Here is a 24,719-nt window from a genome sequence, read left to right on the forward strand (position 1 = left end):
GCAAAGGAGTACAGCTGTAATGGAAAACCTCATCCCCTTCATCGTCGGGGCAGGGCTGGTCGTCCTCTTCGTGATCGCCTTGATCGCTCTGTTCAAGGCCTTCTACATCAAGGTTCCACAAGGCACCGCGCTGATCGTCAACGACATGAGCTCGACGCCCAAGGTGCACTTCACCGGCTCCCTGGTGTATCCGGTGATCCACCTCAAGGAGTTCATGAAGATCTCCCTGATCACCCTGGAAGTCGACCGCCGCGCCAAGGACGGGTTGATCTGCCGCGACAACATGCGCGCCGACATCACCGTGGCCTTCTACCTGCGCGTCAACGAGACCCAGGAAGACGTGCTCAAGGTGGCCAAGGCCATCGGCGTGGACCGCGCCTCCGATCGCGCAGCAGTGAACGAGCTGTTCAACGCCAAGTTCTCCGAAGCACTGAAGACCGTCGGCAAGCAGTTCGATTTCGTCCAGCTGTTCGAGAATCGTCAGGACTTCCGTGATCGCATCGTCGAAGTTATCGGCAACGACCTCAACGGTTACGTGCTGGAAGACGTGGCCATCGATTATCTGGAGCAGACAGCCAAGCATTCGCTGGACCCGAGCAACATTCTCGATGCCGAAGGTATCCGCAAGATCACCGAGCTGACTGCCGCACAGAACGTCATCACCAACGAGCTGGAGCGTAACGAAGAGCTGGCGATCAAGAAGAAGAACGTCGAGACCCGCGAGGCGACCCTGTCGCTGGAGCGCCAGCAGGCCGATGCCGAGGCCCGTCAGAAGCGCGAGATCGAGACCATCCAGGCCCGTGAGGAAGCGGAAACCCTCAAGGTGCGCGAGGAGGAGCGTCTGAAGGCCGAACAGGCACGTATCCAGACCCAGCAGGAACTGGACATTCGCGCCGAGAATCACCAGCGCGAAGTGGAAGTGGCGCAGCAGAACCGCCAGCGTGCCGTGGTCATCGAGGTGGAGAAAGTCACCCGCGCCAAGGATCTGGAAGTGGTCTCGCGCGAGCGCGAGGTCGAGCTGCAGCGCATCGAGAAGGAAAAGGCGCTGGAAGAAGAGCGCAAGAACATCGCCGCCGTGGTGCGCGAGCGCGTCGCGGTCGAAAAGACCGTGGCTCAGGAAGAAGAGCGCATCAAGGAAGTGCGCGAAGTGTCCGAGGCCGAGCGCTTGAAGCAGGTCACCGTGCTCAACGCCCAGGCCGAAGCCGAGCAGGAGCTGGTGCGTCAGGTCAAGCAGGCCGAAGCCGACGAGACCCGCTCCAAGCACAAGGCGGTGGAAATCAACAACCTCGCCCAGGCCGAGCTGGAAGCGGCGGCCAAGAGCGCCGAAGCCAAGAAGAAACTGGCCGAAGGTATCGAAGCCGAGCGCGCCGCGCCTGGCCTGGCCGATGCGCGTGTGCGTGAAGTCACTGCCGCGGCCAAGGAGAAGGAAGGTCTGGCCGAAGCCCGCGTGCAGGCCGAGCGTCTGATCGCCGAAGCCAAGGGCGAGCAGGAGAAGGGCCTGGCCCTGGCACGTGTCACCGAAGCGCAAGCGGCGGCCAAGGAAAAAGACGGCCTGGCCGATGCCAAGGTGCTGGAAGAGAAGCTCGGCGCCCAGGCCCGTGGCGAAGAACAGCTCGGCACTGCCAAGGCCAAGGCCACCCAGGACCTGGGTATGGCCGAGGCGCAGGTCTTGCTGGAGCGTCTCAACGCCGAGGCAGAAGGCCTGAGCAAGAAGTTCGGCGCCCTGGATGCGCTCAGCGACAACGCGCGTCAGCACGAAGAGTTCCGCATGCAACTGGAAAAGAGCTTCGAGGAGGCCATGGCCGCCATCGCGGCGAACAAGGAAATCGCCAAGGATCAGGCCGAGGTGCTGGCTACCGCGCTGGCCAAGGCGAAGATCGAGATCGTCGGCGGCGAGGGCGACTTCTTCAATTCCTTCGCCAAGTCGCTGTCGGTGGGCAAGGCCATCGAAGGCGTGGTGGGCAAGAGCCCGGTGGTACAGGACGTGCTTTCCCGTCTGCTGGCGGGCAAGGCAGCGCCAGCCGCGCCGGTGGCCGCACCGAACACCGGTTCGGAGCAGGCCTGAGTCAGGCCTGAAAAGTGTAGGGTGGACAACGCGAAGCTTGTCCACTGCTCTAGGCGTCGCCAATGGTGGACAAAAAGAGCGTTGTCCACCCTACCGGCCACAGCATGCCGAGCCTTGTGGGAGGGGCTTTAGCCGCGAGCCTCCCACGCTTTTTCCAGACCCCTTGCCTGCTGAACGGGCGAGGGTGCTCGATGCCGCATATCCAGGAAGAACACGATGTCGGACGCACAAACACAGGACGTATTGGACAAGGCCGTCGCCGAGGGTGGCGCCTACGAGGTGCTGCACAAGCGCCTGCAGGAGCAGGGCCAGCGCCTGCGCAGTTTGACCGAGACGCTCAATGGCCAGCGTCTGGCCGAGTTTGGCAGCAGCCACATGGAGGCTGTCGGTCGGGTGCGTATCCGCACCGAGAACAACTGCATCGCCCGCGACATCGTCCAGGTCGGCGACTGCCTGCTGTTTGGCTACAACGTGTTCATCGGGCTGAAGAAGGAAACCGGCGTTTCCGACGTGTTCTCCCTCTACCGCCTGGTGGAGAATGCCGAAGGTTACGAGGCCGAGCCGGTGCCGCTGGAAGGCAGCTTCCTGGCGCAGTCCAGTTTCGTCGCCGACTTCAACGAGCTGTACACCTACTACAAGAACACCCGCCTGCTGCAGCTGGCCATTCGTGACGGCAAGCTGCTGGCGAGTTTCCAGATCGGCGAACGGATCACCGATATCCGCGTGTTCCGCTGGTCGATCTCGGTGGATGGGCGCGAAGTGCGCTACATCGACAACCGCGGCGAGCGCGATATTGCGCTGCCGGCGCCGTTCGACTTCGAATGGCAGAAGACTTCCCGCGAGATGGTGGTCATGGGCCGCCATCCGCACATGAACATCCTCGACACCGTATTCGTCGAGACCGTGGGTGGCGACCTGACCATCAAGGTCGAGAACAACACCCAGGACGGCCTGGGCATCTACCGTGAGCCGGTGGTGGACAAGACCCAGTCGCTCGATGATGCGCAGATCGAATACGCCCGCCTGGGCAGCCTGATCCTGCTCAAGGTGCTGCCGTACCGCGAGGAGCAGTGGCGCTATCTGGTGTTCAACAGCCTGACCAATCAGGTCGAGCGCATCGATGCCATCGGCCTCGCCTGCGTACAGCTGCCGGAAGACCACGGCATCATCTTCCCCGGTGGTTACTACCTGCAGAGCGGCGAGTACAAAACCTTCGAGCAGCCCATGGGCGGCATGCGCTTCAAGCGCTCGGTGCGCTCGCCCAATGGCGAGGACGTGCAGTACATCTTCTATCACCCGGAAGAAGGCCGCGCGGCGCTGTTCACCTACAACATGATCAACCGCCAGCTGCATAACCCGATCTTCGGCCACGGTTATGCGCGCCTGGAAGACGGGCGCATGGTGATCTTCTCCGCCGAGGGCAGCGAGCCGACCCGCATCCACCCGATGCAGATCTGGCAGACGCCGTTCGAGAGCGACGACCATGCCGCCCGCCAGCCGGCGCGCAGCGGCTTCTTCGGGCGTATCGGCAACGCCGAGCTGGTGCGCGGCGTGTCCGACCTGTTGGGCCTGAGTCGCGAGATCGACAGCCGCGAAGTGTCGGTGGCGCGTTACACCCAGCTGTGCCAGAACACCCGCCGCCTGTTCGACGTATACCACTGGCTGGGCGACGCTCAATGCGCCGAGCTGGCGCCGCTGCTGCGTGAGGTGGCGGCCACCTCCGAGCTGGTGCTCGATGAGTTCGAGAAGGTCGAGAGCATCCGTCAGCAATCGGCCCGCGCCATGGCCGAGGCCGAGACGCAGCACAAGAGCCTGCTTTCCGGCCTGCTGGTCGACAGCTGGGACGAGGTGCAGCACTTCGTCGAGGCGCTGGGTGCCATCAACGCGCAACGCGGCCAGCTGCTGACCATCCGCGATTATCGCTACATCGACGTGGCGCGCATCGACGCCATGGAAGCCGAGTTGCTGCAAGCTCAGGAGCGGGTGGCCACAGCCACCTCCGCCTTCCTCGCCAGCGACGCCGCACTGCAACCCTACGTGCAGCGCCTGGGGGAACTGGATGGCCTGGCGCAGAAGGCCGAGACCGTCACCCAGTTGAACGAGCCGCTGGCCGAGATGCAGGTCATGGCCGGCAACCTCGACATGCTGTCGAGCCTGATGGCCTCGCTGAAGATCGACGATGCCACTCAGCGCACCGCCATCGTCGAGTCGATTTCCGAGGTCTACGCCCACCTCAACCAGGCCAAGGCGCGTGCCGAACAGCGGCGCAAAGGCCTGGGCTCGGCCGAAACCGTGGCGCAGTTCGGTGCCCAGTTCAAACTGTTCAGCCAGGGCATTACCAACGCCCTGGCGCTGGCGCAGGATCCGGAGAAGTGTGACGAGCAGCTGTCGCGCCTGCTGGTGCAGCTCGAAGAGCTGGAAAGCCAGTTCGGTGACCACGAACAGTTCCTCAGCGATATTCTCGGCAAGCGCGAAGAGCTGCTGGAGACCTTCGAGTCGCACAAGCAGAGCCTGCTCGACGACCGCCAGCGCCGCGCCCAGGGCGTGCTCGACGCCGCTCAGCGCATCCTCGATAGCCTGGGCCGACGCACCGCGCGCCTGAGCCAGATGGAGGAACTCAACGCCTTCTTCGCCGCCGACCCACTGATCCTCAAGCTGCGCGAGATGGCCGAGCGCCTGCGCGAGCTCAAGGACAGCGTCAAGGCCGATGATGTCGAGGCGCGCCTCAAGGCCGCCCGCGACCAGGCGGTGCGCGCCCTACGCGACAAGAGCGAGCTGTTCGAAGAGGGCGGCAACGTCATCAAGCTCGGCCCGCGTCACCGCTTCAGTGTCAACACCCAGGAACTCGACCTGACCCTGATGCCGCGCGGCGATGCGCTGTACCTGCACCTGACTGGCACCGATTTCCTCGAACCGCTGCGCGACGAGACCCTCGAAGGCCTGCGTGACTACTGGCAGGTATCGCTGGAGTCCGAATCGCCCTCGCTGTACCGCGCCGAATACCTCGCCGGCCTGGTGCTCGATGCCGCCGTGGCGGGCCGGGAAGGCCTGAGCCTGGATCTGCTCAAGACCCACCTGGCGCAGCCGGAAACTCTGACCCGGTTGATCCGCGACTTCGCCGCGCCGCGTTACAAGGATGCCTACGAGAAGGGCATTCACGACCACGACGCGGCGCTGATCCTCGCCCAGTTGCTGCCGCTGCGCGAAAGCGCCGGTCTGCTGCGTTACGCGCCGAAGGCGCGGGGCTTCGCCGCGCTGTTCTGGAATCGCTGGGGGCAGGATATCGAGGCCGAGCTGTGGCCGGAGCGGGCGCGCAGCAGCCTGCACCTGCGCCAGTTGTTCGGCAGCGAGGACGGCGTGCAGCGCCTGCGCGAAGAGATCGACGCGGCCATGCTGCGCTTCCTGGGCCAGCATCCGCTGCCTGTGGATACTGCGCAGCGCCAGGCGGCAGCGGCCTATCTGATCGAGGAACTGGCGGCCAAGCCCATCGAATTCAGCTTCAGCAAGTACGCCCGGCAACTGCTCGACACCCTGCAGCAGCGCATGCAGGCCAGCCATGTCTGGGACGATTACCGCGCCGCGCTGGACAACCTGCGTGGCCGCCCGCTGCAGCGCTGGTCGCTGGCGCAGACCTGGCTCGACGGCCTGTGCGCGCAGGACGCCGCCATGGCCGAGCTGGCCGACTACGTGCCCGAAGCGATCGCCGTCAGCCTGCTGGATGACGAGTTCCCGCGGCGCTTCACCGAGGTCGACCTGCGCTTTACCGTCAGCGGCCTGCTCGGCGATCACCCGCGCTTGCACGAGGGACGTCTGTCCCTGGCCATCGACGACTACTTCGCCCGCCTGCAGCAGCATCTGCACGACTTCGTGCCGCAGTTGCAGCGTTACCAGGCGTTGCGCCAGGAGGTCATCAACCGCGAACGCGAGGCGCTGCGCCTGAGCGAGTTCAAGCCACGGCCGTTGTCGTCCTTCGTGCGTAACAAGCTGATCAATGACGTCTACCTGGGCTTTATCGGCGACAACCTGGCCAAGCAGATGGGCACCGCCGGCGAGAACAAGCGCACCGACCTGATGGGCCTGTTGATGCTGATCTCGCCGCCCGGCTACGGCAAGACCACCCTGATGGAGTACGTCGCGCACCGCCTGGGCCTGATTTTCATGAAGGTCAACGGCCCGGCGCTGGGCCACGAGGTGCGCTCCATCGACCCGGCGCAGGCGCCGGACGCCACCTCGCGCCAGGAGCTGGAAAAGCTCAACCTGGCGCTGGAAATGGGCAACAACGTGATGCTCTATGTCGACGACATCCAGCACACCCACCCCGAGTTCCTGCAGAAATTCATCTCGCTGTGCGACGGCACACGGCGCATCGAAGGCGTGTGGAAGGGCAAGACCAAGACCTACGACATGCGCGGCAAGAAATTCTGCGTGGTGATGAGCGGCAACCCGTACACCGAGTCCGGCGACGTGTTCAAGATTCCCGACATGCTCGCCAACCGCGCCGACATCTACAACCTCGGCGACACCCTGGGCGGCATGCAGGAGGCCTTCGCGCTGTCCTACATCGAGAACAGCCTGACCTCCAACCCGGTGCTGGCGCCGCTGGCCACCCGCGATATGGCGGACGTCTACCGCTTCGTCGCCAAGGCCGAGGGCAAGCCGTTCTCCGCCAACGAGCTGAGCCACACCTACGGCGCTGCCGAGATCAACGAGATCAGCTCGACCCTGCAGCGTCTGATGCAGGTGCGCGACGTGGTCGGCCGGGTCAACCAGCAGTACATCGTCAGCGCCGCGCAGGCCGACAGCTACCGCACCGAGCCGCCGTTCAAGCTGCAGGGCAGCTACCGCAACATGAACAAGATGGCCGAGAAGATCAGCTCGGTGATGAACGATGCCGAGCTGCTGCAACTGATCGCCGACCACTACCAGGGCGAGTCGCAACTGCTCACCACCGGCGCCGAGGAGAACCTGCTCAAGCTCGCCGAGCTGCGTGGCAATCAGACCCCCGAGCAAGCCGAGCGCTGGGCGCAGATCAAGCGCGACTTCATGCGCAACAAGGCCATGGGCGGCAGCGATAGCGACGTCGGTGGCCGCGTGGTGGCGCAACTCAACGACCTGGTGGAAAGCGTGCGTGGCCTGGGTGCCGGCAAGCCGGCCAGCGAGGCGGCGAGCATTCCCTGGGCGCAATTGCTGGCCGGGTTGGACAACCTCGGCAAGCTGCATCCGCAGGTGGAGGTGATCGCACCGCCGCAGCCGGGCACGCAGAAATTGCTGGAAAGCCTGGCCGATAGTCTGGAAAACAGCTTCCTGCCGCTGATCAAGTCGATGGACAAGAAGATCGACATCGACTTGCGTACCCACAATCGCATGCTGGAAATCTCCACCCAACTGCGTGACCTCGGCACGCTGCTGGGCCAGGAGCGACGCAGCGACCCAGCCGATAACGAGGCGCCGTGAGACGAGGGTGGCTGATCGAGCTGCGCCCGCTGCTGCTGATCAGCGGCGTGATGCTGCTGGTGCAACTGGTCAATGGTGCCCTTGGCGGTGCCTTGAATGTCTGGGGCCTGCTGCCCCGGCATATCGAGGCGCTGCCCGGGATTCTCTTCGCGCCCTGGTTGCATGGCAGTTGGGCGCATCTGCTGAGTAACCTCAGCGGTCTATTGGTGCTCGGCAGCCTGGTGCTGCTGCGCTCGCGCCGCGATTTCTTCCTCGCCAGCGCCTTCATCATCATCGGCAGTGGGGTGCTGGTCTGGCTGTTCGGTCGCACCGGTCTGCATGTCGGCGCCAGTGGCTGGCTGTTCGGCTTCTGGGGACTGTTGCTGGCGCGCGCCTGGTTCGAGCGCAGCCTGCTCGATCTGCTGCTCGCCGTGCTGGTGTTCTTCCTCTACGGCGGCTGGTTCTTCGGCCTGCTGCCGCGTGCCGGCGTTTCTTTCGAATACCATCTGGCGGGGGCTTTTTGTGGCGTGCTGTACGCCGCCTTGTCTCGCCCTCGCCGCAACCATCGATAAAAGGGATTTTCCATGGACTTCAATCGCCTTGATCAGCAATTGCGCGAGAGCATCGCCGACCTGCGCCTGAGCAATGAGGAGCGCGACGAGCTGCGCCAGCTGGGCAGCGAGCTGAGCAGCGATCAGGTGCGCTTCATGCGCAACCGCGCCTTTGCCCTGGCCCGTGAGCTGATGCGCGAGCCGGGCAATGTCGAACCGGTGCTGAAATGGCTGGAGCAGGTGGTCAAGACTCTCGACAGCGTTGGCAGCGCGCCGCGCGTGGAACATGCCACGGCGCACTTCAGTCCCGGCGAGAGCTGCCGGCGCAAGATCCGCGAGTTGTGCCGGCAGGCGCGCAAGAGCGTGGAGATCTGCGTCTACACCATTTCCGATGATCAGCTCAGTGAAGAGGTGTTGGCGTGCCATGAGCGGGGTATCGCCGTGCGCGTGATCACCGACAACGAAAAACAGTTCGACGTTGGCAGCGATATCCAGTGGCTGCGCGACAAGGGCGTGCCGCTGCGCATCGACGCCGGGCCTTATCACATGCACCACAAGTTCGCCTTGTTCGACGGTCGCCTGTTGCTCAACGGCAGTTTCAACTGGACGCGCAGTGCCAGCACCAGCAACGAGGAAAACCTGCTGGTGATCGACCACCCGCAACTGGTGGCGGCCTACAGCCGTGAATTCGAGTCGCTCTGGGCGCGTTACGAAGGTAACTGATGAGTCAGCCTCACGCCCGCCAGCTCCTCGGCTTTTATCGCAGCTGCTACCTGGCCGACAGCCGTGATCTGGATCTGGATAACCTGGCCAAGCTGCCCGCCAAGCGCTGGGCCTGGCTCGATGGACGTGAGGAACTGGCCAGCGGTGGCGTGCCGCTGTTGCCATTGTCGGCTGAACTGGGCCAGGCCCTGGCCGAGGCGCAGGCGCTCTATCAGCGCGAGCTGCAACTAGTTTACGGCGTATTGCCGATCTGTGGCCGTCTGCAACTGGAAACCGGTGCCTCGCAGGCGATCTGTGGTCCGCTGTTCTATTACGAGGCCAGCCTGCAAGCGACGGTGGATGGCCAGAGTCAGCTGCTCGCCATCGACGTGCAGCGTGCGCATGGCAACTGGCGCCTGTTGCGCCGCTTGTTCGAGGAGCACGGCAACGAGAGCCTCGATGCTCTGCCGCTTCCGACAGGCGCGTTGGATGCCGCCTCACTGGGGCAATTGCTGGGCTGGGTAGAGCGCAACACGCAGGTGCGTGAGGTCAGCGAAGCCGCAGGTTTTCCGCAGCTGGCCGGTGACGAGGTGTTGGCCAAGGCCCTGCGTCGGCGCAGCCTGTCGCTGCAGCCCGGCGCCTTCGTCGCGCTGGTGCCGCGTGGCAGCGGTAGCCGCGGTATCGCCCATGAGCTGCAGCTGCTGCAGGAAGCCGAGCAACTGTCGCCTGCCTTGCTGCAACTGCTCGGTGAAACGCCAGCCGTGCAGGCGCCGGGCTCGATCAGCACGCCGCAGCGCTTGCCGGCGCAGCTCAGCGCGGCCCAATGCCGGGCGCTGGCCAATGCCGCACGTTATCCGCTGAGCCAGATATCCGGCCCGCCCGGCACCGGCAAGAGCTACAGCCTGGCCGCACTGGCACTGGATCGTTACCTGCAGGGCGAGAGCGTGCTGCTGGTCAGCCGCAGCGCCCAGGCGGTGCGGGTCATCGCGCACAAGCTACGCGAGGATTTCGGCCTGCGCGACGGCGTGCTCGAAGGCGATGGCCAGAGCCTGCGTCAGGCTCTGCGCGAACGCCTGGAACGCATGCTGCAGGGTGAGATTTCCGATGTCTCCGAGCAGCTCGAGGCGCGTCAGCGCAGCGAACTGGAAGTGCTGACCCAGGCCGAGCGGCGCCTCTACGCGGATTTCCGCCAGCGCTGCGAACAGGCCGTGCGCTGGAGCCGCTTGCTGCTACGCGCCCAACGCGGCAGCCTTGCCTTCTGGCAGCGCTGGCTGCAGGTGCCCTGGGTGCGCAAGCGGGTTGGCAGCAGCGTACGTCCCTGGGCCTTGCTGGACGAATTGCGCGACAGCCAGCAGCACCGCCAGTTGCTCAGTCGCGAGCACCTCAACAGCCATCGCAGCCTGGCGCTCAAGCGCCTGCTGCTGGCTGACCGTGGGTTGTTCGTGCGTTACAACCAGGCCATTCGCGCGCGCAATTCGCAGCGCCAGCTGGCCCTGTTCGAGGATATCGACCCGGCGCGTCTGCTGGCGGCCTTCCCGATCTGGGTGGTGACGCTGGACGAGCTGCACCGCCTGCTGCCGCTGCGCCCGCAGCTGTTCGACGTGATGGTGATGGACGAGGCGACCCAGTGCGACATCGCCTCGGCGCTGCCGGCGTTTCAACGCTGCAAGCGTGCGGTGGTGACCGGCGATGCGCGCCAGTTGCGGCACATTTCCTTCCTCTCCCGTGTGCGCGAGACGCAGCTGTTGCAACGCGCCGGCCTGCAGGCCGAGGCGCGTGAGGCCTGGAGCTACCGCGACAATAGCGTACTGGATCTGGTCGGCCTGCAACTGGCCAGCCAGGAGGCGGTGGTGTTTCTCGACGAGCACTTTCGCAGCCGCCCGGCGCTGATCCGCTTCAGCAACGAGCTGTTTTATGACCAGCGCCTGCGGGTGATGAAGGAGCGGCCGGGCGGTGAGGCTTGCGACAGCCTGCAGTTGCTGCGCATTCAAGGCCAGCGCGGGCGCAATGGCGTCAATGAGGCAGAAGTGGAACGGGTGCTAGCGCTGATCACCGCGCACCTGGCCGAGTACGGCGGCAGCCCGATCAAGCCCAGCATCGGCGTGTTGTCGCCGTTTCGCGATCAGGTCGAGCGCATCCGTTTGCGCATCGGCGAAACCCTGCCGCTGGAGCGACTGCGCGAGTTCCGTCTGCTGGTGGATACGCCCTACGGCTTTCAGGGCGAGGAGCGCGATCTGATGATCCTCAGCTTCGCCATCGACCGAGAATCGAGCCAGGCGGCGGCCTACCTGAATCGTGCCGACCTGTTCAACGTCGCCATCACCCGCGCCCGCGAGCGCCAGGTATTGCTGTTCAGCGGCGACGAGCGCCAGCTGCCGGCCACGCACCTGTTGCGCCGCTATCTGGAGTACCTGGAGAAGCCCAGCGCGGTCTGGCAACCCGGCGCCACCGAGGCGGCGCGGCAGACGCTGTGCGCCGCGTTGCAGGCCCAGGGCGTCAGCGTCTGGAACCACTACCCTTTGGCCGGGCAGGTGCTGGACCTGTTCTGCCGGCGTGGCGACAAATGCCTGGCCATCGACCTGATCGGTTTTCCGGGGGAGGGCGAGGGCTTCCTCGAACTGGAACGCTACCTGGTGCTGATACGCGCCGGCCTGGAAACCCTGCCGCTGAGCTACGGCCTCTGGCACGAGGCGCCGGAGCAGGCGCTGCAAGCGGTGCTGGCGCGGCTCTGAGTGGTATTCAGCCAGCACCCTGGATGTCAACTTGCCCCCAGCTGCGCCAGGACTGGTCGTCGTTCAGACGCTCATGCAGTTGCGTTTGCAGACGCTGATAGCGTTGCGCATCCGCCTCCTTCATCGCCGCGATGGAGTGGTGCAGGCGCTGCAGGTTGGAGGTGCCACAGCTACCGATCAGCGTGTGCAGGTCGATGCAGGCGAGCGCTTCCTCCAGCAGACCGGCATCGAGATAAGCCGTCATCAGCGGCTGCTTCATGCCGTTATCGGCACGCTTGCGAGTCAACATGTCCCTGGCTTGCTCGAGTTCGCCCATGTCGATCAGAGCCTGCGCGATTTCGTTGTAGTGATAGCGCGCATCTTCTGGCTCGATATCCTCTCCTGCCTCCAGTTGCTGGCGCAGCTGCTGCAGTAGATCCCTGGCCGCCTCGGGTTGACCCAGTTTATCCAGTAGCTGGCTGTAGAGGATGCGCTCGCTCAGGCTGTCTTCGGGGGCGAGTTCGGCGTGCAGCCGTTCGGCCTCTTCGAGGAAGTTGCGCAACGACCAGGTGTCGCGCTGAGCAGGCGTGCGGCCGGCCTGTTCACGTAGCAGGTGCTGCAGGTGATAAAGGCGCATGCCTGGCCATGAGGCCTTGCCTTGTTCGCCGACGAGCAGGCGCTCGGCCTGGCGCCGCAGGCTGGTCGCCCATGACGCGTTGCTCTGGGCATGCTCCTCGGCCAGGCTCAACACCAGCCAGTGCTGCACCGAGGCATCCAGGCGCTGTATTTCTCGATCCAGTAGTTGCTGGGCCTGGGTGATGTCGCCACGCCGTGCATGCCAGCTGACATGGCACTGCAGCAGTTGCGACGTCAGACCGTCCTTCTGCGTTGCAAGCAGGCGCTGCAGGAGCTCGGGACGCTGGGCTTCGATGAAATACTCGAAGAGCTGCGGCGCGTCGATCATGTAGGTTTTCGAGGCATCCGTAGCTGCCAGCAGTTGCAGTGCCTGGTCATATCGTCCGTGGGCCGCCAGAAGCTCCACGATGCTGTATCCGGGCAGATCGCTGCGCTGGGCAAGTTGCAGCAGCTGTGGAAAGCGTTGCAGATCGGCCAGTGTTTGCAGCAGCGGGCGCCAGCTGAAATCGGGTTCGTTATTGCTGTCGAGCTGCGCCTCGACCCTGGCCAGAGCAGCATCGGCCAGCTCTGTCTGGTCGCAAACCTGTCGCAGGCGAGCGAGTTCCAGCAGTTGCCCTTCACCGATCTGCTGATTCAGGTCCAGGGCGTCCAGTGCTTGGCGAGCTTCTTGCGTTTTGCCCTCGGCCAATAACAGCGTGCCGTGCGCTAGTGGTGAGTTGGAGCAGGTGACGTCGAAACGGTTCTGCAATTGGAGAGCCTTGCCGGTATCGCCTCGGTTCACCAACTCCTGCAGCATCGTTTGCAGGGCCTGCTCGCGGTAAGCGGAGTCAAGTTTCCAGAGCAGCTCCAGAGCCTCTTCTTCGCGATCCAGCAGCATCAGTCTTGAGCTGAGGGAGACGTGGGCGAGTTGCCAGGCGTCGCCCCAAAGCTGTGCGGCCAACTGCAGGGCGAGGTCGGGGGCGCTGCCTTGCAGCACGAATAGGCGGTTGAGTTGAGTCGCCTCGCTGGGGGTGAGGCGAGCGGTGCCGCCCTGCAGCTCTAGCCTGGGCTCTTCAGGCGCATTGGACAGGTGAAGAACGAACAGAACAACGACGACAGCGATGACCCCAACGAACAGCTCCACGACGACTTCCTTATCAGCTAACGATCCCTGGCCAGCCTTTTGCTCATGTTTCGGCCGAGGCGTTTTATACGGATTGCCAAGCGGGCTTACAACCGCGTTGCACAGCATTTGCCAACCGGTTTGAAGGTGAGGCGCATGTTCCCGGCAGCGGGGCGTGTGGCAAGCTAATCTCGCGGGGTGGCGTGACGAACGAAACGAGGGTGACCTAGGTCTTCTGAAAGACCATCTAGATGCCGGGGGGCTCATGACATTGCGTAACGCTGTTCAGCTGATCACCTATCCCGACCGCCTGGGGCGCAACCTGGGGGAACTCTACCAATTCCTGGATCGGCACCTGGGCGATGCCCTGGGCGGCGTGCATATCCTGCCGCTATATCCGTCCAATGCCGATGGCGGCTTCTCGCCGCTCACGCACATGGAGGTGGACCCGCGCTACGGCGACTGGACGGATGTCGAACATATCTCCGCACGTTTCGACCTGTGCGTCGATCTGGTGATCAGCCATATCGCCGATGAGTCGCCGGAGTTTCTCGACTTCGTCGCCAAGGGTCAGGACTCGGCCTACGCCGACCTCTTCGTGCAGGTCGACGGCCTGGGTGAGATCAGCCATGACGACCTGGCCAAGATCCATATCCGTAAGGAAAAGGAGCCATTTCGCGAGGTGCGTCTGGCCAATGGCGAGACCTGTCGGGTCTGGTGCACCTTCACCGAACGGCAGATCGACCTCAACTACGATTCGCCGCAGACCTACCAGTTGATGGAACAGTACATGGCCTTTCTCGCCGCGCGCGGGGTCAAGCTGTTCCGTCTGGATGCCTTCGGCTATACCACCAAGCGCATCGGCACCAGTTGCTTCCTAGTCGAGCCGAACGTCTACCGCATCCTCGAGTGGTTCCGCGAAACCGGGGCCAAGTACGATGCCGAGATGATGCCGGAGGTACACGACCACATCAGCTACCAGTACGCCATCTCGCGGCGGCAGATGCGTCCTTACGGCTTCGCCCTGCCGCCGTTGGTGCTGCATGCCCTGCTCAGCGGCAGCAGCCGCTACCTGAAGAACTGGCTGCGCATGTGCCCACGCAACCAGGTCACCGTGCTCGATACCCATGACGGCATCTGCATCCCGGATGTCGAAGGCATGCTGCCCGAGGCGCAGATCCAGTACCTGATCGATGAAGTCTCGACCCGCAGTGCTGACCCCATCCTGCGGCGCTCGGCGGTGAACGTGCATAGCGTCGGCGCCATCTATCAACTCACCTGCACTTTCTACGAAGCCTTGATGCGCAATGACGAGGCCTATATCGCCGCGCGTGCCATCCAGTTCTTCGTGCCCGGTATCCCGCAGGTGTATTACGTCGGCCTGCTGGCTGGCTGCAACGACTTCGACCTGCTCGAGCAGACCGGCGAGGCGCGTGACGTCAATCGCCATTACTACAGCCTGGAGGAAGCCGAGCAGGCCTTGCAGCAGCCGCTGGTCCAGCGCCTGTTGGCGCTGATGCGCTTTCGTTGCCAGCACCCGGCTTTCGAGGGGCGCTTCGAGCTGAATTATTCGACGGACGATCAGCTGCTGCTGGCCTGGCGCCATGGTGAGCATTACTGCCGCCTGCACCTGGATCTGAGCAGCCTGCAGGCGATCATCGACTACACCGATGAGCAGTTGCGGATCACCCGAATGACCTGCTGAAGGTCGGCGGGGGCCATGCTTTCGCGGTAGACTGGCGCTCTTTCGACCAGTCAAGAAGCCCGCCATGGCCCTGCCATCGACCACCTACAAGATCGACCTGAACCTCACCGACATGGATCGCAGTGTTTATGAAAACCTGCGTTTCACCGTCGCGCGCCATCCTTCGGAAACCGAGGAGCGCCTGGCCGCACGGTTGATTGCCTACGCGCTGTTCTACCACGAGCAACTGGCGTTCGGCCGTGGCCTGTCGGATGTCGACGAGCCGGCATTGTGGGAGAAGAGCCTGGACGATCGTGTGCTGCACTGGATCGAAGTCGGCCAGCCGGACAGCGAGCGCATCACCTGGTGCTCGCGGCGTACCGAGAAGTTCAGCCTGGTGGCCTACGGCAATCTGCGCGTGTGGCAGGGCAAATGCCTCGACCCGGTGCGCAGCCTGAAGAACATCAATGTGGTCGCCCTCGGTCAGGAGGCATTGGCTGACCTGGCGCTGGACATGCCGCGCTCGCTGTCCTGGAGCGTGATGATCAGCGATGGCGAGCTGTTCGTCACCGACGAGCGTGGTCAGCACGAAATCCCGATGGAGTGGCTGGCTGGCGAACGTTGAGCCAGATGCGTGGCGTAGGGCGGACGACGCTGTTTTCGTCCGCCATAGTGAGCGCCCATGGTGGACGGATGAAGCGTCGTCCACCCTACGAAACCTGATGCTTCAAGGCGGGGCAACCCGCCAGGCCGTAGCCCGGATGCAATCCGGAATACGGTGCAGTTCCCTCTTCCGCAAGCGCGGGAGGGGAGACAACCCCCGTCCCATCTGAACAAGTGACACCCTGCCCATGCGTATCGAAGCCCGTCCCTTGCCCGCTCAGTTGCCTGATCTGGGCAACCTGCCGCCCCTGCTCACACGCCTCTACGCCGCCCGTGGCGTGCAGAGTGCCGAAGAGCTGGACAAGGGCCTGGCGCGGCTGATTCCGTATCAGCAGCTCAAGGGCATCGATGCCGCAGTCGAGCTGCTGGTCGCGGCGCTGGAGCAGCGTCAGCGCATCCTCATCGTTGGCGACTTCGATGCCGATGGCGCCACAGCCAGTACGGTCGGCGTGCTCGGCCTGCGCCTGCTCGGCGCGGCGCATGTCGATTATCTGGTGCCCAATCGCTTCGAATACGGCTACGGTCTGACCCCGGAAATCGTCGCCGTGGCGCTGCAGCGCCAGCCCGACCTGCTGCTGACCGTGGACAACGGCATTTCCAGCGTCGATGGCGTCGCTGCAGCCAAGGCCGCCGGGCTCAAGGTGCTGGTCACCGACCACCACCTGCCGGGGCCGGAGCTGCCGGCCGCCGATGCCATCGTCAACCCCAACCAGCCGGGCTGCGAGTTCCCGAGCAAGGCCATGGCCGGGGTCGGGGTGATGTTCTACGTGCTGCTGGCGCTGCGCGCACGCCTGCGCGAGAGCGGCTGGTTCGCCAGCCATGCGGAGCCGAATCTGGGCGAGCTGCTCGATCTGGTGGCGCTCGGTAGCGTGGCCGATGTGGTGCCGCTCGATGCCAACAACCGCATCCTGGTGCACCAGGGCCTGGCGCGGATTCGTGCCGGGCGTGCGCGGCCGGGGTTGCGGGCGATTCTCGAAGTGGCCGGGCGCGACCATCGGCGTATCACCTCCACCGACCTGGGTTTCATCCTCGGCCCACGGCTGAACGCGGCAGGGCGCCTGGACGATATGAGCTTGGGGATAGAGTGCCTGCTCTGCGATGACGAGGCCCTGGCCCGCGACATGGCAGTGCAGCTCGATCAGCTCAATCAGGACCGCAAGGCCATCGAGCAGGGCATGCAGCGCGAGGCGCTGGCCCAGCTCAAGGATCTGTCACTGGACGACATGCCGTTCGGCCTGTGCCTGTTCGAGCCAGACTGGCACCAGGGCGTGATCGGCATTCTCGCCTCGCGCCTGAAGGAGCGTTATCACCGCCCGGCCATCGCCTTCGCCGATGCCGGTGATGGGCTGCTCAAGGGCTCGGCGCGCTCGGTGCCGGGGCTGCATATCCGCGATGCGCTGGATGCGGTTGCAGCCAAGCATCCGGGGCTGATCAGCAAGTTCGGCGGGCATGCCATGGCCGCCGGACTGTCACTGCCGCAGGCCAATTTCGGCGCCTTCGCCGCCGCCTTCGATGCCGAGGTGCGCCGCCAGCTCTGCGAGGACGACCTGACCGGTCGCCTGCTGTCCGACGGCCAGCTCGATGCCACCGAATTCCACCTGGAGCTGGCGCGTGCCCTGCGCAATGCCGGGCCCTGGGGCCAGCACTTCCCCGAGCCGCTGTTCCACGGGGTGTTCCAGATCGTCAATCAGCGCATCGTTGGCGAACGTCATCTGAAGCTGGTGCTCAAGACCGAATGCGGTAGCGTGCAGCTCGATGGCATCGCTTTCAACATCGACCGCGACGTCTGGCCCAACCCCACGCTGCGCTGGGCCGAGCTGGCCTACAAGCTCGACCTCAACGAGTTTCGCGGCAACGAGAGCGTGCAGTTGATGGTGGCGCATATCGCCCCACGCTAACGCGCGAGGCTGGCCAGCACCTCTTGCAGGTGTTCACGCGTCGCGGTGGTGCAGGGCAGCAGTGGCGCTCGCGGGGCTGCATCGTCGATCACGCCTTCAAGCGCAAGCGCAGCTTTGATCGCCGCCGGGTTGGCTTCGCTGAAGGCGGCCTGCATCCAGGGCAGCAGGCGGTAGTGCAACTGCCGTGCGCCCTGCAGATCGCCTTGCGCCACGCGCTGCTGCATGGTCACGAATAGATCGGCGCGAATGTGCGCCGAAGCGCAGATAGCCCCCGCGCCGCCCAGGCACAGGGTATTGAAAATCTGCACGTCTTCACCGGTCAGCACCTGCACCTGAGCATCGGCGATCAGCGCCATGGTGGTTTCGGCATCGCCCCCGCAGTCCTTGATCGCCTGGATATTGGGGTGGCGGACGATGCGTCGCAACGTTTCGCGCTCGATGCGCACGCCGCTGCGGTAGGGTACGTCATACAGCACCAGCGGCACTTCGGCGGCGTCGGCCAGGGTGGTGAAGAAGTGCTCCAGACCCGCCTGGGACGGACGGATGTAGTAGGGCGCTGGCACCAGCAGGCCGGCCAGTGGGCGGCGCTGGATTTGCCGCTGCAGGTCGAGCAGGGCGCTCAACTGGTTACCGGCCAGACCCATGATCACGCGCTGGGCGGGTACGCGCTGGAGCACGGCATCGAGCACCGCCAGTTGTTCGCTCTGGCTCAGCGCCGCAGCTTCGCCGGTGGTGCCGCAGACCACCAGGCCTGCGACGCCATCTTCCATGAGGGTGCCGACCAAGCGGTCGAGACTGGCGAAATCGATCTCGCCGTTGCGAAAAGGGGTGACCAGCGCCACCCAGATACCGTTGAAGCCTGACATGCGAAAAACTCCTTGCGACTGACCGTCTGGGTCGCCGTCAGGGAGGGTGAGGGTTACGAGCGGGAGGGGAGATGCAACCTGGCGCTTGTCCTGTCAGCCCATCTGACGGGACAGCACGCCCCGGTCAAATGAGCGACTGTTTCTTGGATTTCTTGGCAACGACGACGCACGCGCACTGGCAGGCAGTGAAGCCTGGGAGCAGTGGCAGAGTGTCGAAGGTGGCGTACATGGAAGGCCCGTTGCCTGAATCGTTCGGCGATGTTGCTTGGCCGCGCGCACGGCTGTCAAGCGGGGCGCGCGGTAATATCTGGAAGCATTCCGCTGGCTGCCGGGCAAATCGCCGAGGCCTACACTCGGGCGGGATTTCCTTTGGAGGATGCTCGATGAATACCCGTGGCTTGCTCGATCAACTGCTCAAATCCGGTCAGGACATGCTGCAACAGAAGGGCGCTGGTGGCGCTTCTTCCGGGCTGGGTGGCGCGCTCGGTGGTCTGCTCGGTGGTGGCGCAGGCAAGGCCAAGGGCGGCGGCAGCGATCTCGGCTCCATGCTCAAGGGCGCCGGTGGCGGCGCGGCGCTGGCCATGCTCCTGGGCAACAAGCGGGTGCGCAAGGTGGGGGGCAAGGTGGCGGTCTATGGTGGTCTGGCTGCGCTCGGCGTGCTGGCCTACAAGGCATACGGCAACTGGCAAGCGCAGCAGGCCCCGCAGGGCGGGGCGCAGCCGGTAGAACCGCAGACCCTGGATCGCCTGCCGGCGCCGCAGGTCGAGCAACACAGCCATGCGATTCTCAAGGCACTGGTGGCGGCGGCCAAGGCCGATGGCCATGTCGATGATCGTGAGCGTCAGTTGATCGAGGACGAACTGGGCAAGCTGGCGCAGGATGCCGAGCTTCAGGCCTGGCTGCATACCGAGCTGAACAAGCCGCTGGACCCGGCCGATGTGGCGCGCGCCGCCTCCACCCCGGAAATGGCCGCCGAAATGTACCTGGCCAGCGTGCTGATGGTGGACGAGGAACATTTCATGGAGCGTGCCTACCTCGAGGAGCTGGCGCGCCAGCTACAGCTTCCAGCGGCGCTCAAATCCGAACTCGAAGCTCAGGTCCGGGCGCTGCCGGCCGGCGTCTGACGCACGCTCTTCACCTCAGTCCGCATGCCAGGTTTGGTGGCCTGGCATTGCCTCTGCTCCGTGGTCGCTCAGGTAGTCATCGACAGCCGCGCCTACCGTGGGCTGATGATGTCGCTCGAACGCTTCAGGCAGCAGGCCGAAGCGGCGCAGCTTGTCCTTGACCGGTCCTTTGACCTCGGCGAAGTGCAGCTCTATGCCGGCGTCCGTCAGCATCTGTTGCAGTTCGCCCAGCATGTCGGCCGAGGTCACGTCGATACTGGTTACCGGCTCGGCGGCGACTACCACACGGCGTATCGGGGCGGGTGATTGTGCGATCGCCTGCAACAGGCACTGCTGGAACAATTCGGCATTGGCGAAGAACAGCGGGGCGTCCCAGCGAAACAGCAAAAGGCCGGGGATCTGCCGGGCATCGGGATGTCGCTCGATGTCGTGGAAACCACGGATACCGCCGACGCGGCCGAGAACGGCGTAGTGCGGGCGCCAGCCATCCCAGAGAAATTCGATCACTGCCAGCGCCACGGCGATGCCGATGCCGGGGATGACGCCGAAGGCCACCACGCCGGCGAAACAGGCCATCGATAGCCAGAACTCCCATTGTTGCACGCGGAAAATGCGCTGCAGATCGGTGATGACGAACAGGCCGATGACGGCGGCGATCACGACTGCGGCCAGTGCGCTGCTGGGCAGGTGCTGCATCAGGTTGGGGGCGACGACCAGCAGCAGGGTGACACTCAAGGCACCGACCACGCCGGTGACCTGCGTCTTCGCACCTGCTGCTTCGGCAACGGGCGTGCGTGACGCACTGCTGCTGATGGGAAAGCCCTGGAACAAGCCGCCCGCCAGGTTGGCTGCGCCGAGGGCGACCAGCTCCTGATTGGGGTCCACCGGGCGCCCGGTGCGGGCGGCATAAGTTCGCGACAGCACGCTGGTGTCGGCGAAGGCCACCAGGGCGACGGCGATGCCACCCAGCACCACGCTGGCGAGATCGATACCGCTGAGCCACGGCAGCGTGAAATCAGGCAAGCCTTGCGGCAGTTCGCCGAGCACCTGGACGCCCTGTGCATCGAGATCCAGCAGGGCGACCGCGAGTGTTGCCAGGGTCACGGCGATGAGAATGCCGGGCAGTTGCTTGAAGCGGCTCAGCAGCAGAATCAGCGCCAGCGTGCCGCCGCCCACGGCCAGACTGTAACCATTGACCTGGCCAGCCAGCACCGCGTTGATGATTGCCCGGAGGTCGCTGATCGGGCCCTGGCTGTCGATGGAAAAGCCCAGCAGCTTGGGCGTCTGGCTGATCAGAACGCTGAGGGCAATGCCGTTCATGTAGCCGTAGCGGATGGGCTTGGACAGCAGCTCGGTGATGAAGCCAAGGCGCAGGAGCCCGGCGATCACGCAGGTCAGACCGGCCACCACGGCCATCATGCTGGCCAGGGTCACCGCGCGCATCGGATCGCCGCCGGAGAGTGGCAGCACCACTGCGAGAATCAGCGCCGCCAGGGCCGAGTCGGGGCCCAGTACGAGAATGCGGCTGGGGCCGAACAATGCGTAAGCCAGCAACGGCACGATGGTCGCGTACAACCCGTAGATACCCGGTACGCCGGAGGCTTCGGCGTAGGCGATGCCCACCGGCACCAGCATGCTGGTCAGCACCAGGCCGGCGGCGATATCCCTGGGCAGCCACGCCAGGCGATAGTCCTTGAGTACTCGCAGGCCGGGAAGCCAGCGTTGCCAGCCGCTCTGTTTGGGGACGACGGGCAAGGGCTTGCGCGTGGGGCTCGATGGGCTTGGCGGCATCGCGGCAGGGCTCGGACGGAAACAACTGCAAGTAAAGCGCAGAGCGCCGCTGTTTCACCACAGGTATTGCCGGGGCATGGGCGAACATTCATCCCGGGCATCAGACCAAAAGATCATTCTGCCTGGCTTGCGAGCAGGCTAGTCTCCAGGTTCCGATTCGCAGGTCGCGAGGATATTCATGACGCAGTTGCTCCAGGACACTTATGACTACCTGATCGTCGGCGCCGGACCGGCCGGTTGCCTGCTGGCCAATCGGCTCTCCGCCGACCCTGGCGTCAGCGTGTTGCTGATCGAAGCCGGTGGTCGTGACAACTATCCCTGGATCCATATTCCCGTCGGTTATCTCTATTGCATTGGCAATCCGCGTACCGACTGGTGCTACAGCACCGAGGCCGATCCCGGCCTGCACGGTCGCTCGCTGAAATACCCGCGCGGCCGTGTGCTCGGTGGCAGCTCCTCGATCAACGGCATGATCTACATGCGTGGTCAGGCGGCTGACTACGATGGTTGGGCTGGCGCCGGCAATCCCGGCTGGGCCTGGCGCGATGTGTTGCCGCTGTTCAAACGCTCGGAAAACCATTTCGCCGGCACGAGTGAAGTGCATGGCGGCGACGGCGAGTGGCGGGTCGAACGCCAGCGATTGTCCTGGGAGATTCTCGAGGCCTTCCGTGAGGCGGCGGCGCAGAGCGGTGTCGCCAGCATCGATGATTTCAACGGTGGCGATAACGAAGGTTGCAGCTACTTTCAGGTCAACCAGAAACGCGGGGTGCGCTGGAATGCTTCCAAGGCCTTTCTGCGCGACATCCGCCAGCGTCCCAATCTGCAGGTGCTGACCGGCGCCGAAGCCGAGCGTCTGGAGCTGGCCGATGGGCGTGCCAGTGCCCTGCACCTGCGCTACCACGGGCGAGCGCTGCGCGTCACGGCGCGGCGCGAGATCATCTTGTGTGCTGGCGCCATCGGGTCACCGGCCTTGCTGCAGCGCTCCGGCATCGGCCCGCGCGCGCTGCTCGAAAAGCTGGGTGTCGGTGTTCGCCACGAGCTGCCCGGTGTCGGCGGCAACCTGCAGGATCATCTGCAGTTGCGCCTGATCTATCGGGTCGAGGGCGTGAAGACGCTCAATCGCATCGCGGCCACGCCCTGGGGCAAGCTGGGCATGGGCCTGGAGTACCTGCTCAAGCGCAGCGGCCCCTTGTCGATGGCGCCCAGTCAGCTCGGCGCCTTCGCCAAGTCCGACCCCGGGCAGGCGCGCGCCAACCTGCAGTATCACGTACAGCCCTTGTCTCTGGAGCGCTTTGGTGAGCCCTTGCACGACTTCCCGGCTTTCACCGCTTCGGTGTGCAACCTGCGCCCGCATAGCCGCGGCCGTGTGGACATCGCCTCGGTCGATGCCAGCGTCGCCCCGCTGATCCGTCCCAACTATCTGAGTGATGAGCGGGATCTCAAGGTGGCCGCCGATGCCATTCGCCTGACCCGGCGTATCGTCGCCGCGCCTGCGCTGGCGAGCTACCGGCCCGAGGAATACAAGCCGGGGCCGGCCTATGACAGCGAGGAGGATCTACAGCGCGCTGCTGGTGAGATCGGCACCACCATCTTCCATCCGGTGGGCACCTGCGCGATGGGGCGGGGGCGTGAAGCGGTGGTCGATGCGCGCCTGTGCGTGCACGGCATCGCTGGTTTGCGCGTGGTCGACGCCTCGATCATGCCGAGCATCACCTCGGGCAACACCTGTTCGCCGGTGCTGATGATCGCCGAGAAGGCTGCGCAGATGATCACCGAGGACGCGCGACGCCAGCACCAGGCGAGTTCGGTGCGTGAGACTGCGCTCAGTTGAGGCGCTCGTCCTGGCCGTCGTGGAATACGGCGCGGTTGCGCCCGCCGTGCTTGGCCTTGTATAGCGCCTCGTCGGCCAGTTGCAGGACCACGCTGAGTTCGGCGTGATCCACTGGCCAGAGCGCGCCGCCGACGCTGCAACCGACGCGCACGTCGGCGACCTCCAGCAGTACCGGCTGGCCAAGTGCGGCGATGGCGCGCTCGGCTACCAGGCGTGCGTGGCTTTGCCCATCCTGCCCGGGCACTTGCAGCACCATGAGAAACTCGTCGCCGCCTAGGCGCGCAACCATGTCGCCGTCACGCAGGCAGCCGCGCAGGCGTTGGGCGATCTCCCTCAACAGGTGGTCACCGCTGGCATGGCCGTGGGTATCGTTGACCGGTTTGAAGCCATCGAGGTCGAGATAGAGCAACGCCAGACAGTCATGTTGCAGGTGGCTGCGTTGCTGGGCCTGGGGTAGAAATTTCTCCAGCGCCATGCGGTTGGGCAGGCCCGTCAGTGCGTCGTGGTGGGCGAGGCTTTCCATCATGCCCAGTGCTGTCTGCTGCAGGGTCAGGCTTTCCACCAGGTGGCGGATGGACTGACTCAACTGGTGAATTTCACGACTGCCGCGCAGTTCGGGTATCTCGGTGATCTCCCCGGCGCTGAGGCGGTCCGCTGCATTGGCGATGTCGCGCAGCGGCCGGGTGAAATAGCTGCTGACCAGCCAGCCAATCACCGCGAACACCAGTGCCAGGCCGCTGCCCCACAGCAGGATGCTGCGCAGCAGGTTCTGCGCCGGAGCATCGGCGATTTCCAGTGATTGCCGCGCTACGACCGTCCAGCCCAGACCGGGGTAGTCCCGATAGCCCTGGCTCAGGGTCAGGCCGGTAAGGTATTCGTTGCCGTCCGGCCACTGCTGCACCTGCCAGCGACTCTGCCCGGGCTGCAGTCCGGCCAGGGCTGGCAGCTCCAGCTTCTGGCCGATCAGGTCCTGCGGGCCAAGCAGGATGTCGTGGTCCTGGCCGATCACGAAGAATTCGACCAGGTGCCGATCCTGGCTCGGGCCAAGGATCGAATCGCGGATCTCGTTTGCCCAGGCCCAGGACAGGTGACTGGACAGGACGCCGGCCAGGCTGCCGTCGTCTGCGATGACCGGCAGGCTGATGTCGACGAACTTCATCGCCTCACCACTTGGGTTGGGCAGCAGCTTGGCCAGCATGGCCGCTTCGTGCACATCGCCGATGAACAGCCCGTTGCGTCCTTCCAGATAGACGGGCCTGTGCGCGATGCTGACGTTTTCCAGTATGCCGTTGCTCGACGCCAGGACCCGGCCGTTCGGGTCGGTGAAGCCGATCCAGGCGATGCTCGGGATTTCCTGCTGCAGGCTGTCGAGCAGGCGTCGTACCTCGGCGATGTCATCGGGCTGGCGTAGCGCCTGGAGGTTGCCGAGCACCCGCAGCACCGAGGCGCGCGATGCCATGTCGCGATCCAGTCGATCGACCATCGAGTAGGACAGCTCGGCCATGTCGCGGCCCACATCCTGGCGAATCTGCTGGCTGGTGTGCTGGCCGATCAGCGTGCCCAGCAGCCAGCTGAGGGCACACACCAGCAGGGCGACGAAAAGGGCGAAGATGCTGCGCAGGCTGTAGGTGAAAGGCATGTAAAGCGATTCCTGAAGCATCA

The 24,719-nt window shown here is 64.6% G+C and carries 14 protein-coding genes; 10 read left to right on the forward strand and 4 right to left on the reverse strand.

The annotated features are described in order from the left end of the window. The first annotated feature begins 19 nt into the window (after positions 1-19). The 5 genes from PCLY_RS19155 to PCLY_RS19175 all read left to right on the forward strand — a co-directional run bounded on the left by PCLY_RS19155 (position 20) and on the right by PCLY_RS19175 (position 11,483). The gene (locus PCLY_RS19155) at positions 20-2,065 is read left to right on the forward strand and encodes a flotillin family protein (protein ID WP_061241191.1); all 2,046 of its coding nucleotides are present in this window, start codon (positions 20-22) and stop codon (positions 2,063-2,065) included. Between the two features lie 216 nt (positions 2,066-2,281). Then, the gene (locus PCLY_RS19160; RefSeq protein WP_061241192.1) at positions 2,282-7,519 is read left to right on the forward strand and encodes a DNA repair ATPase; all 5,238 of its coding nucleotides are present in this window, start codon (positions 2,282-2,284) and stop codon (positions 7,517-7,519) included. Then, a complete protein-coding gene (locus PCLY_RS19165; RefSeq protein ID WP_061241193.1) occupies positions 7,516-8,070 on the forward strand; it encodes a rhomboid family intramembrane serine protease in 555 nt (184 codons plus the stop codon). The genes PCLY_RS19160 and PCLY_RS19165 overlap by 4 nt, the downstream gene beginning before the upstream one ends. A gap of 12 nt (positions 8,071-8,082) precedes the next feature. Then, positions 8,083-8,772 carry a phospholipase D-like domain-containing protein gene (locus tag PCLY_RS19170; RefSeq protein WP_061241194.1) on the forward strand — a complete coding sequence of 230 codons (690 nt, stop codon included), beginning with the start codon at positions 8,083-8,085 and terminating at the stop codon, positions 8,770-8,772. After that, complete coding sequence (locus tag PCLY_RS19175; RefSeq protein ID WP_061241195.1) at positions 8,772-11,483, forward strand: DEAD/DEAH box helicase; 2,712 nt, start codon at positions 8,772-8,774, stop codon at positions 11,481-11,483. The genes PCLY_RS19170 and PCLY_RS19175 overlap by 1 nt, the downstream gene beginning before the upstream one ends. 7 nt (positions 11,484-11,490) lie before the next feature. On the opposite strand, the gene PCLY_RS19180 is transcribed toward PCLY_RS19175, so the two are convergent. Further along, a complete protein-coding gene (locus tag PCLY_RS19180; protein ID WP_061241196.1) occupies positions 11,491-13,221 on the reverse strand; it encodes a tetratricopeptide repeat protein in 1,731 nt (576 codons plus the stop codon). 244 nt (positions 13,222-13,465) lie between these two features. On the opposite strand from PCLY_RS19180, the gene gtfA reads away from it, so the two are divergent. The 3 genes from gtfA (at position 13,466) to recJ (ending at position 17,445) form a co-directional block, all read left to right on the forward strand. Next, positions 13,466-14,905: a sucrose phosphorylase gene (gtfA, locus tag PCLY_RS19185; protein WP_061241197.1), complete on the forward strand. Its 1,440-nt coding sequence runs from the start codon at positions 13,466-13,468 to the stop codon at positions 14,903-14,905. A gap of 64 nt (positions 14,906-14,969) precedes the next feature. After that, positions 14,970-15,509, forward strand: coding sequence for a YaeQ family protein (locus PCLY_RS19190; RefSeq protein ID WP_061241198.1), 540 nt, complete (start codon positions 14,970-14,972; stop codon positions 15,507-15,509). Positions 15,510-15,735: 226 nt separating this feature from the next. Further along, complete coding sequence (gene recJ, locus PCLY_RS19195; protein WP_061241199.1) at positions 15,736-17,445, forward strand: single-stranded-DNA-specific exonuclease RecJ; 1,710 nt, start codon at positions 15,736-15,738, stop codon at positions 17,443-17,445. On the opposite strand, the gene dapA is transcribed toward recJ, so the two are convergent. Further along, positions 17,442-18,311, reverse strand: a complete 870-nt coding sequence (gene dapA, locus PCLY_RS19200) for a 4-hydroxy-tetrahydrodipicolinate synthase (RefSeq protein ID WP_061241200.1) — start codon at positions 18,309-18,311, stop codon at positions 17,442-17,444. The two genes, recJ and dapA, sit on opposite strands and share 4 nt — an antisense overlap. Before the next feature lie 383 nt (positions 18,312-18,694). Here dapA and PCLY_RS19205 point away from each other — a divergent pair, with 383 nt between their 5' ends. After that, the gene (locus tag PCLY_RS19205) at positions 18,695-19,435 is read left to right on the forward strand and encodes a tellurite resistance TerB family protein (protein WP_061241201.1); all 741 of its coding nucleotides are present in this window, start codon (positions 18,695-18,697) and stop codon (positions 19,433-19,435) included. A 15-nt stretch (positions 19,436-19,450) separates the two neighbouring features. On the opposite strand, the gene PCLY_RS19210 is transcribed toward PCLY_RS19205, so the two are convergent. Beyond that, positions 19,451-21,226, reverse strand: coding sequence for a SulP family inorganic anion transporter (locus tag PCLY_RS19210; RefSeq protein WP_061241202.1), 1,776 nt, complete (start codon positions 21,224-21,226; stop codon positions 19,451-19,453). A 178-nt stretch (positions 21,227-21,404) separates the two neighbouring features. Between PCLY_RS19210 and PCLY_RS19215 the strand changes: the two genes are divergently transcribed. Further along, positions 21,405-23,057: a GMC family oxidoreductase gene (locus tag PCLY_RS19215; protein WP_061241203.1), complete on the forward strand. Its 1,653-nt coding sequence runs from the start codon at positions 21,405-21,407 to the stop codon at positions 23,055-23,057. On the opposite strand, the gene PCLY_RS19220 is transcribed toward PCLY_RS19215, so the two are convergent. Continuing rightward, positions 23,050-24,696 carry a GGDEF domain-containing protein gene (locus PCLY_RS19220; RefSeq protein ID WP_061241204.1) on the reverse strand — a complete coding sequence of 549 codons (1,647 nt, stop codon included), beginning with the start codon at positions 24,694-24,696 and terminating at the stop codon, positions 23,050-23,052. The genes PCLY_RS19215 and PCLY_RS19220 overlap by 8 nt on opposite strands. Between the last annotated feature and the right edge of the window lie 23 nt (positions 24,697-24,719).

It is taken from the genome of Ectopseudomonas composti (assembly GCF_001567565.1).
GTDB classification, from domain to species: domain Bacteria; phylum Pseudomonadota; class Gammaproteobacteria; order Pseudomonadales; family Pseudomonadaceae; genus Aquipseudomonas; species Aquipseudomonas composti_A.

Coding starts and splice junctions, on each gene's coding strand:
- PCLY_RS19190 (WP_061241198.1), top strand. CDS start 14,970: ATGGCCCTGCCATCGACCACCTACAAGATCGACCTGAACCTCACCGAC.
- PCLY_RS19210 (WP_061241202.1), bottom strand. CDS start 21,226: ATGCCGCCAAGCCCATCGAGCCCCACGCGCAAGCCCTTGCCCGTCGTC.
- PCLY_RS19220 (WP_061241204.1), bottom strand. CDS start 24,696: ATGCCTTTCACCTACAGCCTGCGCAGCATCTTCGCCCTTTTCGTCGCC.
- PCLY_RS19205 (WP_061241201.1), top strand. CDS start 18,695: ATGAATACCCGTGGCTTGCTCGATCAACTGCTCAAATCCGGTCAGGAC.
- recJ (WP_061241199.1), top strand. CDS start 15,736: ATGCGTATCGAAGCCCGTCCCTTGCCCGCTCAGTTGCCTGATCTGGGC.
- PCLY_RS19160 (WP_061241192.1), top strand. CDS start 2,282: ATGTCGGACGCACAAACACAGGACGTATTGGACAAGGCCGTCGCCGAG.
- gtfA (WP_061241197.1), top strand. CDS start 13,466: ATGACATTGCGTAACGCTGTTCAGCTGATCACCTATCCCGACCGCCTG.
- PCLY_RS19215 (WP_061241203.1), top strand. CDS start 21,405: ATGACGCAGTTGCTCCAGGACACTTATGACTACCTGATCGTCGGCGCC.
- PCLY_RS19155 (WP_061241191.1), top strand. CDS start 20: ATGGAAAACCTCATCCCCTTCATCGTCGGGGCAGGGCTGGTCGTCCTC.
- PCLY_RS19170 (WP_061241194.1), top strand. CDS start 8,083: ATGGACTTCAATCGCCTTGATCAGCAATTGCGCGAGAGCATCGCCGAC.
- dapA (WP_061241200.1), bottom strand. CDS start 18,311: ATGTCAGGCTTCAACGGTATCTGGGTGGCGCTGGTCACCCCTTTTCGC.
- PCLY_RS19175 (WP_061241195.1), top strand. CDS start 8,772: ATGAGTCAGCCTCACGCCCGCCAGCTCCTCGGCTTTTATCGCAGCTGC.